Source organism: Microbacterium sp. (assembly GCF_036277215.1).
In the GTDB taxonomy this organism is placed as follows: Bacteria; Actinomycetota; Actinomycetes; order Actinomycetales; family Microbacteriaceae; genus Microbacterium.
In genome coordinates, this window is record NZ_DASUNI010000084.1 from 1 (window position 1) to 14384 (window position 14384).

At 69.9% G+C, this 14384-nt stretch carries 13 protein-coding genes; 8 read left to right on the top strand and 5 right to left on the bottom strand.

Annotated elements, in window-relative coordinates; genetic code table 11:
- Together dnaK and VFX99_RS04185 are read right to left on the bottom strand one after the other, a co-directional pair.
- Positions 1-1614: molecular chaperone DnaK (gene dnaK, locus VFX99_RS04180; RefSeq protein WP_329665061.1), on the bottom strand; the 1614-nt coding region annotated here is incomplete at its 3' end.
- A 179-nt stretch (positions 1615-1793) separates the two neighbouring features.
- Entirely contained in the window at positions 1794-3374 is a 1581-nt protein-coding gene (locus tag VFX99_RS04185; protein ID WP_329665062.1) for an MFS transporter, read from the bottom strand.
- Positions 3375-3434: 60 nt separating this feature from the next.
- Here VFX99_RS04185 and VFX99_RS04190 point away from each other — a divergent pair, with 60 nt between their 5' ends.
- Complete coding sequence (locus VFX99_RS04190) at positions 3435-3992, top strand: GNAT family N-acetyltransferase (protein WP_329665063.1); 558 nt, start codon at positions 3435-3437, stop codon at positions 3990-3992.
- 25 nt (positions 3993-4017) lie between these two features.
- On the opposite strand, the gene VFX99_RS04195 is transcribed toward VFX99_RS04190, so the two are convergent.
- On the bottom strand, positions 4018-5214 hold the full coding sequence (locus VFX99_RS04195) for a cation:proton antiporter (RefSeq protein WP_329665064.1): 1197 nt from the start codon (positions 5212-5214) through the stop codon (positions 4018-4020).
- Between the two features lie 9 nt (positions 5215-5223).
- Entirely contained in the window at positions 5224-5712 is a 489-nt protein-coding gene (locus tag VFX99_RS04200; protein ID WP_329665065.1) for a cation:proton antiporter regulatory subunit, read from the bottom strand.
- 194 nt (positions 5713-5906) lie between these two features.
- Between VFX99_RS04200 and VFX99_RS04205 the strand changes: the two genes are divergently transcribed.
- A complete protein-coding gene (locus tag VFX99_RS04205) occupies positions 5907-7256 on the top strand; it encodes an MFS transporter (RefSeq protein ID WP_414684315.1) in 1350 nt (449 codons plus the stop codon).
- Positions 7257-7271: 15 nt separating this feature from the next.
- Here VFX99_RS04205 and VFX99_RS04210 read toward each other — a convergent pair whose 3' ends face one another.
- Positions 7272-7823: a MarR family winged helix-turn-helix transcriptional regulator gene (locus VFX99_RS04210; protein WP_329665067.1), complete on the bottom strand. Its 552-nt coding sequence runs from the start codon at positions 7821-7823 to the stop codon at positions 7272-7274.
- Between the two features lie 118 nt (positions 7824-7941).
- Between VFX99_RS04210 and VFX99_RS04215 the strand changes: the two genes are divergently transcribed.
- The 6 genes from VFX99_RS04215 to VFX99_RS04240 all read left to right on the top strand — a co-directional run.
- Positions 7942-8820 (top strand): hypothetical protein, encoded by an 879-nt coding sequence (locus tag VFX99_RS04215; protein ID WP_329665068.1) that lies wholly within the window; start codon positions 7942-7944, stop codon positions 8818-8820.
- Positions 8821-8920: 100 nt separating this feature from the next.
- Entirely contained in the window at positions 8921-9619 is a 699-nt protein-coding gene (locus VFX99_RS04220; protein WP_329665069.1) for a sirohydrochlorin chelatase, read from the top strand.
- A 164-nt stretch (positions 9620-9783) separates the two neighbouring features.
- Complete coding sequence (locus tag VFX99_RS04225) at positions 9784-11544, top strand: nitrite/sulfite reductase (RefSeq protein ID WP_329665070.1); 1761 nt, start codon at positions 9784-9786, stop codon at positions 11542-11544.
- Positions 11541-12284, top strand: a complete 744-nt coding sequence (locus tag VFX99_RS04230; protein WP_329665071.1) for a phosphoadenylyl-sulfate reductase — start codon at positions 11541-11543, stop codon at positions 12282-12284. The genes VFX99_RS04225 and VFX99_RS04230 overlap by 4 nt, the downstream gene beginning before the upstream one ends.
- On the top strand, positions 12281-13249 hold the full coding sequence (gene cysD / locus VFX99_RS04235) for a sulfate adenylyltransferase subunit CysD (protein WP_329665072.1): 969 nt from the start codon (positions 12281-12283) through the stop codon (positions 13247-13249). Before VFX99_RS04230 ends, cysD begins: the two co-directional genes overlap by 4 nt.
- Positions 13246-14384 (top strand): sulfate adenylyltransferase subunit 1 (locus VFX99_RS04240; protein ID WP_414684316.1); only part of this gene is annotated, 1139 nt, incomplete at its 3' end. The genes cysD and VFX99_RS04240, both read left to right, overlap by 4 nt.

Consider the following 14384-nt stretch of genomic DNA (forward strand, 5'->3'; position numbering starts at 1 on the left):
CTTGACCTCGGCGGGCAGCTTGTCGTCGTTGTCCTTGATGAGCTTGTCGATCGAGTAGGACAGCTGCTCGGCCTGGTTGCGGGTCTCGGCGGACTCGCGACGCTTCTTGTCCTCTGCGGCGTGCTCCTCGGCCTCGCGCACCATGCGCTCGATGTCCTCCTTGGGCAGCGACGAGCCGCCCGTGATCGTCATCGACTGCTCCTTGCCGGTGCCCTTGTCCTTGGCGGACACGTGCACGATGCCGTTGGCGTCGATGTCGAAGGTGACCTCGACCTGCGGCATCCCTCGCGGGGCCGGGGCGATTCCGGTGAGCTCGAACGTTCCGAGCGGCTTGTTGTCGCGCGTGAAGTCGCGCTCGCCCTGGAACACCTGGATCGCGACCGACGGCTGGTTGTCGTCGGCGGTCGTGAAGGTCTCGCTGCGCTTGGTCGGGATGGCCGTGTTGCGCTCGATCAGCTTGGTCATGATGCCGCCCATGGTCTCGATGCCCAGCGACAGCGGGGTCACGTCGATCAGCAGCACGTCCTTGCGCTCACCGCGCAGCACGCCGGCCTGCAGGGCGGCGCCGACGGCGACGACCTCGTCAGGGTTCACGCCCTTGTTGGGCTCCTTGCCGGCCTCCTGCTTGACGAGCTCGGCGACGGCAGGCATGCGGGTCGAGCCGCCCACCAGCACGACGTGGTCGATGTCGCCGACCTTGATGCCGGCCTCGCGGATGACGTCCTCGAACGGCTTCTTGGTGCGGTCGAGCAGGTCCTTGGTGAGGTCCTCGAACTTCGCGCGCGTGATCGTCTCGGACAGCGACACCGGGCCGCTCTCTGTCAGCGACAGATACGGGAGGTTGACGGTCGTCGACATGGAACTGGAGAGCTCCTTCTTCGCCTGCTCCGCAGCCTCCTTGAGGCGCTGCAGCGCGATCTTGTCGCCCGAGACGTCGACTCCGGTCGTGTCCTTGAACTGCTTGATGAAGTAGTCGACCAGGCGCTGGTCCCAGTCGTCGCCGCCGAGGCGGTTGTCACCGGCCGTCGCACGCACCTGGATCGTCGAGAAGTCGTCGTCCTTGCCCACCTCGAGCAGGGACACGTCGAAGGTTCCGCCACCGAGGTCGAAGACGAGGATGAGCTCGTCCTCCTTGCCTTTGTCCAGCCCGTAGGCCAGCGCGGCCGCGGTCGGCTCGTTGATGATGCGGAGCACGTTGAGCCCTGCGATCTCGCCGGCCTCCTTCGTGGCCTGGCGCTCGGCGTCGTTGAAGTACGCGGGGACCGTGATGACGGCATCCGTCACCGTGTCGCCGAGGTACTCCTCGGCGTCGCGCTTGAGCTTGCCGAGGATGCGCGCCGAGATCTCCTGCGGGGTCCACTTCTTGCCGTCGACCTCGAACGTCCAGTCGGTGCCCATGTGGCGCTTGACCGACGAGATGGTGCGGTCGACGTTCGTGACGGCCTGGCGCTTGGCGGTCTCGCCGACCAGCACCTCGCCGTCCTTGGTGAATGCGGTCACCGACGGTGTCGTGCGGAAGCCTTCGGCGTTCGCGATGACCTTGGGCTCGCCGCCCTCGAGCACGCTCACGACGGAGTTCGTGGTTCCGAGGTCGATTCCAACAGCACGGGGCATGTGTTCTCTCCTTGTTCAGGGGCGGACGGATGCCGGACCCCGGGGTTTTCTGATGTCTGGGGCGGCTGCAACCTGAGTTGAGCCGCGATGACTCAACCCTAGTGGAGTCCCGCTGAGCGTGTCAAATGAAGTTGATATGAGTCGACTCAGGTTTTCCACGGCTCGCGCCGGGCGCGGAGTCAGCCCAGCAGCGTCTCGCCCGATCCCGCGGCCACGGGGTCGGGCAGCCGTCGCATCCGGAACCCGTTCAGGATGCCGGCGAGCCCCGCGAGGATCGGGATCAGCAGGGCGACCTGCAACGCGAGGTGCCGCGCCTGGGTGTTGATGCGGATGATCTCGGCCGAGACCTCCGGCGACTCGTCGGCCAGCAGCTCTTCGAGCCCGGTGTTGGACATGAGCTCGGCATCCTCTTCGAGAACCGTGGAGATCTGCTGCTGCTGTTCCGGGGTCAGCACGCTCGACGAGTCGGCGAGAGCGGTGAAGCCCGCGGCGAGCGTTGCGAGCATGATCGCTCCTGCGAAGGCCAGTCCGAACGACAGACCGAACGATCCCGCCGCAGAGTTCACCCCTGCCGCCTCGCTCACCCGCTCATCGGTGATCGGCGACAGCGTGTAGTTGTTCAGCTGCGAGACGAGCAGCCCGAGGCCGCAGCCGCTGATCAGCAGCGGGACGGTGAGATACCAGCCGGAGTCGGCGATCGGCACGAGCGGCACGATGACGACCAGCCCGATGACGGTGAGCACGAAGCCCCACATGATGAGATTCGCCGGGCGACCCTTCGCGATGCGGCCCGCGATCAGCGCGACGGCGAACATGCTGAGCGAGAGCGGTGCGATGGACAGCCCTGCCTGCAGGGCGTTGTACTCGAGCACCATCTGCAGGTACAGCGGCAGGACGATCATCGTGCCGCCCAGGGCGATCTGCTGCAGGAGCTGACCGCTCACACCGGCGCGGAACGGCTTCGAGGCGAACAGTGTCGGGTCGATCAGGGTGGGCTTGCCGCGCTTCTTGCGCGAGTTCAGCCAGAACACGAGGCCCCCGAGGGCCACGACACCGAGTCCGATGATGAGCCCGACGTAGCCGCCGCCCTCCTGCCACACCAGGATGCCGAGGACCACGCCGCCCATGCCGATCACCGAGAGCGCGGAGCCGACGAGATCGATCGACCGGTCCCCTGTGAAGCGCACATCCTTCACGAGGCCGATTCCGGCGAGCACGATCGCGATGATCACCGCCTCGAGCAGGAAGCCCACGCGCCATGAGAGGAACGTCGTGATGAACCCGCCGAGCAGCGGACCGACCGCCGCCGCGATCGCCGCGGATGCGCCGACGAGGGCGTAGACGCGCTTCTGATGGTCGCCCTGGAAGTTGCCGTGGATGAGCGACTGCATCGACGGCAGCAGCAGCGAGGCGCCGAGCCCGCCGACGAAGGCCCAGAAGATGATGACGGCGATCAGGTCCTGGGCGAGCGTCATCGCGACCGCGCCGACGGCGTATCCGAGCAGCCCGAGGATGTACGCGCGCTTGCGGCCGATCAGGTCGCCCGTCTTGCCGCCGATGAGGATGAAAGCGGCCGACACGAGAGCCTCCAGCGCGATCGCGCCCTGCACGCCGCTCGCGGTCGTGTCGAGATCGGCCACCACCGCCGAGATCGACACGTTCATCAACGAGGTGTCGAACACCAGGACGAACATGGCCATCGCGAGCAGGATCGCGAGTCTGCCGTTGAATTTGGTCTCGGAGCCCGCCTCGGCATTCATGGTTCACCTAAGCACACCGGGTCGGGGCGCAAAAGGGAGGCGCCCTGCGAGGATGGCGGCATGCCGCTCCCGTGGGATTTCCGACCGATCGAGGGTGAGCGCGTGCGCCTCGAGCTGCTGCGCGCCGAGGATTTCGACGCGCTCTACGCGATCCAGTCCGACCCCGAGGTGTGCCGGTACCTGCTCTACGAGCCGCGCACGCCGGAGCGGGTTCACGAGGTGCTCGAACGGGACTCCGCCGCCACCCGGCTCGAGGATCCCGACGACTTCGTGCAGCCGGCGATCCGGGACTCGAGCGGGCGCCTGATCGGAACGATGTACTTCAAGCTCGCCAGCGTCGATGACAGGTCCGCCGAGATCGGGTGGCTCCTCGACCCGCGCTTCATGGGCCGGGGATTCGCCCGCGAGGCCGCCGCCCTGCTGCTTGACCTGGCGTTCGGCGAACTCGGCCTGCATCGCGTCTACGCCGAGCTCGACCCGCGGAACGGGGCATCCGTCGCCCTGTGCGAACGGCTCGGGATGCGGCATGAGGCGCATTTCCGGGAGCACATGTGGTTCAAGGGCGACTGGGCGGACACCGGCATCTATGCCATCCTCGAGCACGAGTGGCCGCGCTGAGGCGGAGCTTCGGACCGCGCGTGCGCTAGGCGGCGGCCTCGCGCGCCCGCCGGTTCGTCTGGATCCGGCGCGTCGCCGCTTTGAACCGCTCGGCATCCGGGATGCGGGCCAGGAGCGGACCCACGACCATCGTGATCAGCACGTAGGCGGTCGCGAGCGCGGCCAGCGAACGGTCGACGCCCGCCGCGACGGCGAGCCCCGCGATCACGATCGAGAACTCCCCGCGCGGCATGAGCGCGAATCCGGCGCGCCAGCGGCCGGGCTCGGCGATGCCCGCCCGCCGAGCCGCGTAGTAGCCGGTCAGGAGCTTCGTGCCCATCCCGACGATCGCGAGCAGGATCGCCGGCACGATCATCGGAACGAGCTCGCGGGTATCGGTGGAGAGGCCGATGAACAGGAAGAACACGGCGGCGAACAGGTCCCGCAGCGGCGTGAGCACCCGCTGGGCGTGCTTGGCGGCGGGGCCGGAGATCGCGATCCCGACCAGGAACGCACCCACCGCGGATGAGACGTTCGCACCGGCCGCGAGCCCCGAGACGAGAAGGCCGAGGCCGAGCACCGAGAGCAGCAGGACGTCGGCTTCCTTCGACCAGACGAGCCGAGACACGAACCTGCCGTGCCGCAGCGCGATGTACAGGATCACCACCACCGACAGGAGTGCGATCACGACCGAGATCGTGCCGGTGACCAGGCTGGTCCCGATGAGAAGCGCCGTGAGCACCGGCAGGTAGAACGCCATCGCGAAGTCCTCGATGACCAGGATCGAGAGGACCACGGGCGTTTCCCGGTTGGTGAGACGGCCGAGGTCCTGCAGCACTTTGGCGATGACGCCGGAGGACGACACCCACGTGATGCCCCCCATGGCGACCGCCGCGACCGGGCCCCAGCCCAGGAGGAGCGCGATCAGAGCGCCCGGCGCGGCGTTGAGCACCATGTCGATCAGCCCGGCGGTCCGTGACCCCTTCAGGTTGCCGACGAGCTCCTGAGCGGTGTACTCCAACCCGAGCATGAGCAGAAGCAGGATCACACCGATCTCGGCGCCGATCTCGATGAACTCCTCGCCGGCCGAGAAGGGGATCAACCCGCCTTCGCCGAATGCGAGGCCGCCCAGCAGGATCAGCGGGATCGGTGATATCCCCATCCACGCCGCGAGCCGGCTGAGCAGACCGATCCCGAGAATAAGCGCACCGATCTCGATGAGGACGAGCGCGCCGTGGTCCATCCTCGGGCGTCAGCTGCCGCCGACGATGCGGACGAGGTGGTCGAGGCCGTCACGGGTGCCGACGGCCACGAGCGTGTCTCCGCTGCGCAGAAGGTCCGCCGGCCCTGGGGCCGGGAGGACCTCGGTCTCGCGGACGATCGCGACGATCGAGCACCGCGTCCGCGTGCGGGCCTTCGTGTCGCCCAGCGGGCGGCCGACGAACGGGGAGTCCGCGCGGACCGGGATCTGCTCGATCGACAGGCCTGCGACCTGCTCGCGCAGACCGGCGAGCTGGGTCAGGATCAGCGAGCCGCCCAGCACCTCCGACAGAGCGATGGCCTCATCGTCGGTGAGGGCGATCGTCTCGCTGGCGCGATCGGGATCGTCCTCGTCGGCGAGGGCGAGCTCTCGACCGCCCTCGCGGAGATTGAGGACCGAGAGCCGCCGACCCTGGTCGGTGACGATGTCATGGCGCACACCGATACCCGGGAGTTCGGCGCGCTCGACGTGGGCGGGCATGCGTACATCATGGCATCCCGTGGAGCACCACCCCAGATCGGATGCCGAACCTCCCGCGCTACGGCGATTCACGGGCCTCGCGGATGTAGCCTGGCGACGACCTCCGCGCTGCCCGGTGCGTGCGTGCGTCGTCGCTCCCCTGCCACCCGAAGGGACCCAGCGTGACCGAGAGAAACGATCCCGACGTGCCCCGGATGAGGCCGGATCTGCCGCAGTTCGCGGGTCTCACCCCGACGGACGCGCTGGCCGACGCCGCCGGCGCGGAGGGACCGTCGAGCACGCGCAAACGCGTCGTGCTGGCCTGGGGACTGTGGGACTGGGGCTCGGCGGCCTTCAACGCGGTGGTCACCACCTTCGTGTTCACGGTGTACCTCACCAGCTCGAGCTTCGGACCCGAGGGGACGGTCGAAGCGCAGCTCGGCTGGGCGCTCGCCGCAGCCGGACTGCTGATCGCCGTCCTCGCCCCGGTGACCGGCCAGCGTTCCGACACCTCCGGCCGGCGCAAGTTCTGGCTCGCGGTCAACACGTATCTCGTCGTCGCCCTGACCGCGGCCATGTTCTTCGTCCAGCCGGACCCCTCCTTCCTCTGGCTGGGACTGTTCCTCGTCGCAGCGGGGAACGTGCTGTTCGAATTCGCCGGCGTCAACTACAACGCGATGCTGTCGCAGGTGTCGACACCCCGCTCTATCGGCCGGGTGAGCGGCTTCGGCTGGGGCATGGGGTACATCGGCGGCATCGTGCTGCTGCTGATCGTGTACTTCGGCTTCATCCAGGGGCTGTTCGGGGTCCCCGACGAGAACGGCCTGCCCGTTCGGGTGGCGATGGTCGTCTCGGCCGCCTGGTTCGGCCTGTTCGCACTGCCCGTCCTGTTCGCCGTACCCGAGTACCGCGGCACGGGCGTCAAGCGCGAGCGCGTGAGCTTCTTCGCCTCGTACGTGCGCCTGGGCCGCGACATCGCGAAGCTGTGGCGCGAGTCGCGCCACACCGTCTGGTTCCTGCTCGCCAGCGCGGTCTTCCGCGACGGACTCGCGGGCGTCTTCACGTTCGGCGGCGTACTGGCGGCATCCGTCTTCGGATTCTCGGCCGGCGAGGTGATCCTCTTCGCCATCGCGGCGAACGTCGTCGCGGGCGTGTCGACGATCGCCGTCGGCGCCCTCGACGATCGGCTGGGTGCGAAGCCCGTGATCATCGCGGCCCTGATCGGTCTGATCGTGTCGGGGCTCCTGGTGTTCTTCCTGCACGACGGCGGTCAGATCGTCTTCTGGACCGCAGGCCTCGCCCTGTGTCTGTTCGTCGGGCCCGCTCAGTCGGCGTCGCGCACCTTCCTGGCGCGGATCATTCCGCCGGGCCGCGAGGGCGAGGTCTTCGGCCTGTACGCCACGACGGGTCGCGCGGTGTCGTTCCTCGCGCCCCTGATGTTCGCGATCTTCGTGAGCGTGGGCGGCGCGGCCTACTTCGGCATCCTCGGCATCGTGCTCGTGCTGGCGCTCGGGCTCGCCCTGCTCATTCCGGTCCGAGCCGTGCAGGAGCGGCTGCGCGACTGACGCAGGCCGCGCGGCTCAGCGCGGCCAGGAGTCGGCGAGCTTGGTCAGCAGGCGGGCGAGTTCGGCCCTCTCCTCGTCGGTGAACGCCGCGAGGGCGGAGTCGATCGCCGATCGGCGCTCGCCGCGGAACCCGCTCACGATTGCGAGCCCGGAATCGGTCAGGGCGACGCGTGTTCGCCGCGCGTCGTCCGCATCGGCCTCACGCCGGACGAGCCCCATCTGCGCGGCCTGCTGAACCAGCCTCGACGCACGCGGCTGATCGACTCCGACTGCGTCGGCGAGCTCGCTGACCGACAGCGGACCGGATGCCGCGGCCAGGGCCTCCAGGAGCCGCAGCCTCGCCGGGCCCCCGATCCGTGGTCCCGCCCCCCACGGTGGCGGACCCGCCATGCCCCCGTAAGGGCCTCCCCGCATCCAGCCCACCTCGCCGTGATGGTGTCCGGGATCACCGTGATGATGACCGGGACCGTGACCGCCCTCCCACGGCGGGCGCGGCATCCGTCGCCCGCGCAGTCGCGCGAGGGCGGCAGCGATGGCGTCGGCCGGGTCGGGCGATGCGGAGGTCATGCCTTCGAATTTACATGTGACTTGACATATTTCCCGAACGCATGTCACACTACATATACATGTTCTTCTACATGCAACATCGGCGGCCATCCCGGGCCGCCCCGTGAAAGGACTTCTCATGAACAACGAAGACACTGATTTCGACGAGCCTTCCGCAGAGGAAGGCGACGGCGCGCCCCGCGAGGGCGCCCCTGCAGATCGACCGCTCGGCTATTGGCTGCGCGCCGTCGACGCCCTGCTGACCCGCGAGTTCGCGGTCGCCTTCGAGGGCGCCGGCGTCACCCGCCGGGATTGGATGCTGCTGCGCGCGCTCTCGGGCGACGCCGAGCTGCCATCCTTCGCCGAACGCTTCGCCCGTAAGGGCAAGCGTCTGCGCGGCCTCGAGGAGCGCGGCTGGGCTGAAGAGACCGGCGACGGCTCGTGGGTGCTGACCGAGGACGGCCGCGCCGCCGAGGAGCGCCTCGGCACCGTCGTCGACGGCATCCGCGCCCGTGTCGCGGGCGCGGTCTCACCGGAGGACTTCGCGACCACCCTCTCCTCGCTGGAGGCCATCGCCCGAGAACTCGGGTGGGACGAGAGCGTGCGGATGCCGCGCGGCGGCTTCGGCCGCGGACGCGGGTTCGGTCCCGGCCGCGGCTTCGGTCCGGGCGCGGGCTCCGCCCCGGGCTACGGTCGAGGTTTCGGCCCCGGCGCCGGCTGGGGCGCGGGCTTCGGTCCGGGCGCGGGCTACGGTCCCGGGTTCGGCCGCGGCTTCGGTCCCGGCCACTTCGGCGGTGGTCACTGCGACCCCGGCGCGCGCGACGCGCACCACCACGAGGCTCACCACCACGAGCCTCATCACCACGGTGCGCACCACCACGGCCATCACGAAGGCTCCCGCGGTCGCGGCGAGCGCTCCGGTCGCCGGACTGAGCGCGCGTACGAGCGCGGCTTCGACGCCGGCTTCTCACGCGGCCGCTCCGGCGGCCCCGCCGGCACGCCGATGGACACGGTCTGACACCCGTCGGCACGGGGCACGATCCGAAAGGGTCGTGCCCCTTCGTCATCTTTCGCACGGCGGATCGGCAGATGCGCGTCCTGTGAGCAGAATGGACGGAATGTCCAATCCCGCTCTGCTCGCGATCTCGCACGGCACGGCCTCGCCCGCCGGGCAGGCCGCGATCGCCGCGCTCGTGGCCGCCGTTGCCGCGCGGCTTCCCGAGGTTCCGGTGCGGCTCGGTCACGTCGACGTGCAGCAGCCTGACGTGGCGGCGTCCCTCGATGCGCTTCCGTCCGAACAGCCGGCCGTCATCGTGCCGCTGCTGCTCTCGGCCGGCTACCACGTGCGGGTGGACCTGCGCGAGCAGTCCGCGGGTCACGCGGGTGTCACGATCTCGCCCGCGCTCGGCCCCGATCCGCGACTGGTCGACGTACTCGCCGAACGGTTGGACGCTCTCCGGCCGGACGCGGACGACGCCGTGGTGCTCGCCGTCGCCGGCTCCAGCGACGACCGCGCGAACGAGGACTGCCGCGTGACCGCGCGGATGCTCGCCGAGCGTCTAGGGCGCGATGTCGGTGTGGGCTTCCTCGCTGCCGCCGAGCCCCGGCTCGGCGAGGCCGTGACGGCAGCACGCCACGGTGCGCGACGCGTGGTCGTGGCCAACTATCTGCTGGCGCCGGGCTACTTCCACGACCTCGCCGTACGTGTCGCCGACGGCAGCCCGGTGGCGCGTCCCCTCCTGGACGACGACCCGCCGCCCGGGCCACTCGTCGACCTCGTCCGAGATCGCTACCTCGAGACCGCTCCGAAGCGGTAGGTCCCGTCGCCGCGTTCCGGCTGTCAAGTCTGTGACGCCGGGTTACGCCCCGTTCCGGCGCGTGACACCCAAGGATGCCGCGGCTCCAGCATGCGCCTAACCTCACGGAATGGGCTCGGCCGGGCCCTGCCCAGGCGTCGCCTGGGAGCTGTGGAGGTCCCCCCATGTCGATCAGCGAAACAGACGCGCGCCTTGCCGGCGGCCCGCGAGCGGAGCGCACCGCGCCCGCCGAGGGAGCGCGAGTGCGACCCCCGCGTCCGTCCTCCAAGCCCAACGGGCAATGGAAGATCGACGGCAGGACCCCGCTCAACGGCAACGAGGAGTGGAAGCAGGCGGACGGCGGACTCGCGGTCCGCGAGCGCATCGAGAACATCTACGCCGCGGGCGGCTTCGCCTCGATCGACCCCACCGATCTGCACGGCCGCTTCCGCTGGTGGGGTCTTTACACGCAGCGCAAGCCCGGAATCGACGGCGGCAAGACCGCGACGCTCGAGCCGCACGAGCTCGAAGACGAGTACTTCATGCTGCGCGTCCGCATCGACGGCGGCCAGCTGACGACCGAGCAGCTGCGGGTCATCGGAGCGATCTCCACAGAGTTCGGGCGCGGCACGGCGGACCTCACCGACCGCCAGAACATCCAGCTGCACTGGATCCGAGTGGAAGACATGCCGGAGATCTGGCGGCGACTCGAAGCGGTCGATCTCGGCACGACCGAGGCCTGCGGCGATGTGCCGCGGGTCATCCTCGGCTCGCCCGTCGCGGGCGTCTCCGCCGACGAGCTGATCGACCCGACGCCGCAGATCGAGGAGATCACGAGCCGCTTCATCGGGGACGAGTCGCTGGCGAACCTCCCTCGCAAGTTCAAGTCCGCGATCACCGGACACCCGAGTCAGGACGTCGTGCACGAGATCAACGACGTCGCCTTCGTCGCGGTCGAGCACCCCGAACTGGGCATCGGCTACGACCTGTGGGTGGGCGGCGCACTGTCGACCGCACCCCGCCTCGGTGAGCGCCTCGGCGTCTTCGTATCGCCCGACCGCGTGGCCGAAGCCTGGCACGGGGTGGCGCAGATCTTCCGCGACTACGGCTACCGGCGGCTGCGCAACAAGGCCCGCCTGAAGTTCCTCCTCGCGGAGTGGGGCACCGAGAAGTTCCGCACGATCCTCGAGACCGAGTACCTCGCCTCGCCGCTGCCCGACGGCCCGGCGCCCGCGAAGCCGAAGACGCCCGGCGACCACATCGGCGTCCACGCGCAGAAGGACGGCCGTTTCTTCATCGGAGTGACGCCCGTCGTGGGCCGCGTGTCCGGGCCGACCCTGACCACCCTGGCCGACCTGCTCGAGACCCACGGCTCCCGCCGCCTCCGCACGACCCCGCATCAGAAGCTCGTCGTCCTCGATGTCGCCGCAGACCAGGTCGAGCCGCTCATCGCGGGCCTCGATGCGCTCGGCCTCTCGGCTCGCCCGAGCGTGTTCCGCCGCGGCACCATCGCGTGCACGGGCATCGAGTTCTGCAAGCTCGCCATCGTCGAGACGAAGGTGACCGCCGCAGCAGCGGTGCAGCAGCTGGAGGACCGGCTCGCGGGCCTCGACCTGCCGCACCAGCTCAGCCTGCACGTGAACGGCTGCCCGAACTCGTGCGCGCGCATCCAGACCGCCGACATCGGGCTGAAGGGCCAGCTCCTCCCGGACGGCGACGGCGGTCAGACGCCGGGCTTCCAGGTGCACCTGGGCGGCGGTCTCGCCTCGCAGGACCGGGAGGAGGCAGGCCTCGGCCGCACCGTCCGCGGACTCAAGGTCACCGCCGAGGGCATCGCCGACTACGTCGAGCGCGTCGTCCTCCGCTTCCTCGACGAGAGGGATGCCGCAGCCGACGAGACCTTCGCCTCGTGGGCACACCGCGCCGAAGAGGAGGCACTGCAGTGACCGTCTCGCTCGCCCCCCGCGCGACCACCCGCCGCAGCCCCGACGAGCTCCGCGAGCTCGCCGAAGCAGGCAACATCGAGCTCGGCAGTCTCACCGACCACGAGGCGTCCCCCGCGGACGTCGTCGCGTGGGTCGCCCGACACTTCGGTGCGGATGCCGCGGCCGTCGCGTGCTCGATGGCCGACGCGGCCCTGCCCCACCTGGTGGCGGAGCAGCTGCCCGGCGTCGACGTGCTCTTCCTCGACACCGGCTACCACTTCGCCGAGACCCGTTCCACCCGCGATGAGGTCGGGCGCGCGCTGGACGTGCGGATCGTGGACGTGCTCCCCGACCAGACCGTCGCCGAGCAGGACGCGGCATTCGGTGAGAAGCTCTACGCCCGCGACCCCGGCCTGTGCTGCGCTCGCCGCAAGGTGGCGCCGCTTCAGGATGCGCTGGGCGGGTACGAGGTGTGGTTCACCGGCGTACGCCGCGAGGAGGCGCCGACCCGCGCTGCCACCCCGCTGGTCACGTGGGACGAGCGCAACGGACTGGTCAAGGTCAATCCCGTCGCGGCATGGACCTTCGACGACCTGCTGGACTACGCCGGCGCGCACCAGGTCCCCGTGAACCTGCTCGTGACGAACGGTTACCCCTCCATCGGCTGCGAGCCGTGCACCAAGGCCGTCGCGCCCGGGGACGACCCCCGGTCGGGCCGCTGGGCCGGGCTCTCCAAGACGGAATGCGGACTCCACCTATGACCGACACGATCCTGGGCGGCTCGGTCCCCGAACTCGTCGAGGGGACCCCGTCGCGGCGACCGGACGCCGGCACGCGCCTGGACACCCTCGAGATCCTCGAGGCCGAGGCGATCCACATCATCCGCGAGGTCGTCGCCGAGTTCGAGCGGCCCGTGCTGCTGTTCTCCGGCGGCAAGGACTCGGTCGTCGTGCTGCACCTGGCCGCGAAGGCCTTCTTCCCCGGGCGCGTGCCGTTCCCGGTCCTGCACGTCGACACCGGCCACAACTTCCCCGAGGTCCTCGCCTTCCGCGACGAGACGGTCGAGCGACTCGGCGTGCGGCTGGAAGTGGCGCGCGTGCAGGACTACATCGACGACGGGCGGCTGCACGAGCGCTCGGACGGCACCCGCAACCCGCTGCAGACGCTGCCCCTGCTCGACGCCATCACCGCCGGCAAGCACGATGCCGTCTTCGGCGGGGCACGCCGCGACGAGGACAAGGCTCGCGCGAAGGAGCGGATCATCTCGCTCCGGGACGAGTTCGGGCAGTGGGATCCGCGCAACCAGCGCCCCGAGCTGTGGAGCCTGTACAACGGCCGCCACACGCCGGGCCAGCACGTGCGCGCATTCCCGATCTCCAACTGGACAGAGCTCGACGTCTGGCGGTACCTGGAGCGGGAGCAGATTCCGCTGCCGCCGCTGTACTTCGCACACGAGCGCGAGGTGTATGCCCGCGACGGCATGTGGCGCGCGACCGGTGAGTTCTCCCCGCCGCGTTCCGGTGAGAGCGTGGAGCGCCGCGTCGTCCGCTATCGCACCGTCGGCGACATGAGCTGCACCGGCGCAGTCGAATCGGATGCCGCGGACCTGCACTCGATCGTCGTGGAGATCGCCCGCTCCACCCTGACCGAGCGCGGCGCGACGCGCGCCGACGACCGCATCTCGGAGGCGGCGATGGAAGACCGCAAGAAGGACGGGTACTTCTGATGACCGACATCCAGCCGGTCGTCGATCGAGGCGCGCAGCGCCGGGACGAAACGCCCCAGCCCGAGGCGTTCTCCGGGACGCTCTTCCGCTTCGCCACGGCCGGGTCGGTCGACGACGGCAAGTCCACGCTGGTAGGGCGCCTCCTGCACGACTCGAAGGCGATCCTCGCCGACCAGCTCGAGCAGGTCGCACGCACATCGGCCGAGCGCGGCTTCGCACACGGCGGCGGCCTGGACTTCGCCCTGCTGACCGACGGACTGCGCGCGGAGCGCGAGCAGGGCATCACGATCGACGTGGCGTACCGCTACTTCTCCACCGGCAACCGCAGTTTCATCCTCGCGGACTGCCCCGGGCACGTGCAGTACACCCGCAACATGGTCACCGGTGCCACCACGGCCGACGCGGTCGTGGTGCTCATCGACGGACGCAAGGGCGTGCTCGAGCAGACGCGACGGCACCTGGCCGTCCTCGCGCTGCTACGCGTGCCGCATGTGATCGTCGCGGTCAACAAGATCGATCTCCTCGGCTATGCGCAGGATGCCTTCGAGCGCGTCCGGACGCAGGTGCAGGCGGTCACCGCCGACCTCGGGATCGCGGATCTGCACGTGCTGCCCGTCTCGGCCCTCGAGGGCGACAACATCGTGGAGCGGTCCGAGCACACGCCCTGGTACGACGGCCCCGCCCTGCTCGAGCTGCTGGAGGCCCTGCCCGCGCAGGACGAGCTGGAGTCCGCACTCGACGACTTCCGCCTCCCGGTGCAGCTGGTGCTCCGCCCGCAGGGCGGCCTGTCCCACGACGTGCCCGCCGATGAGGCCGACACGCTGCGCGACTTCCGCGCGTCGGCGGGCAGGATCGCGTCCGGCACGGTGCGCGTCGGCGATCCCGTCGAGATCTTCCCCTCCGGCATCCGCACCACTGTGTCGGCGATCGCGGTCGCGGGGCAGCCCGTCTCGCACGCCGCCGTTCCGCAGTCGGTGTCGCTGCAGCTCGCGGACGACGTCGATGCCGCGCGCGGTGCCGTCATCGCCGCCGCCGGCACCCTGCCGACCGCGAGGCGCGAGATCGACGCCGAGCTGTTCCAGCTCGACGCGCGCACGCTCACCACCGGCTCGCGCGTGCTCGTCAAGCACGGCAC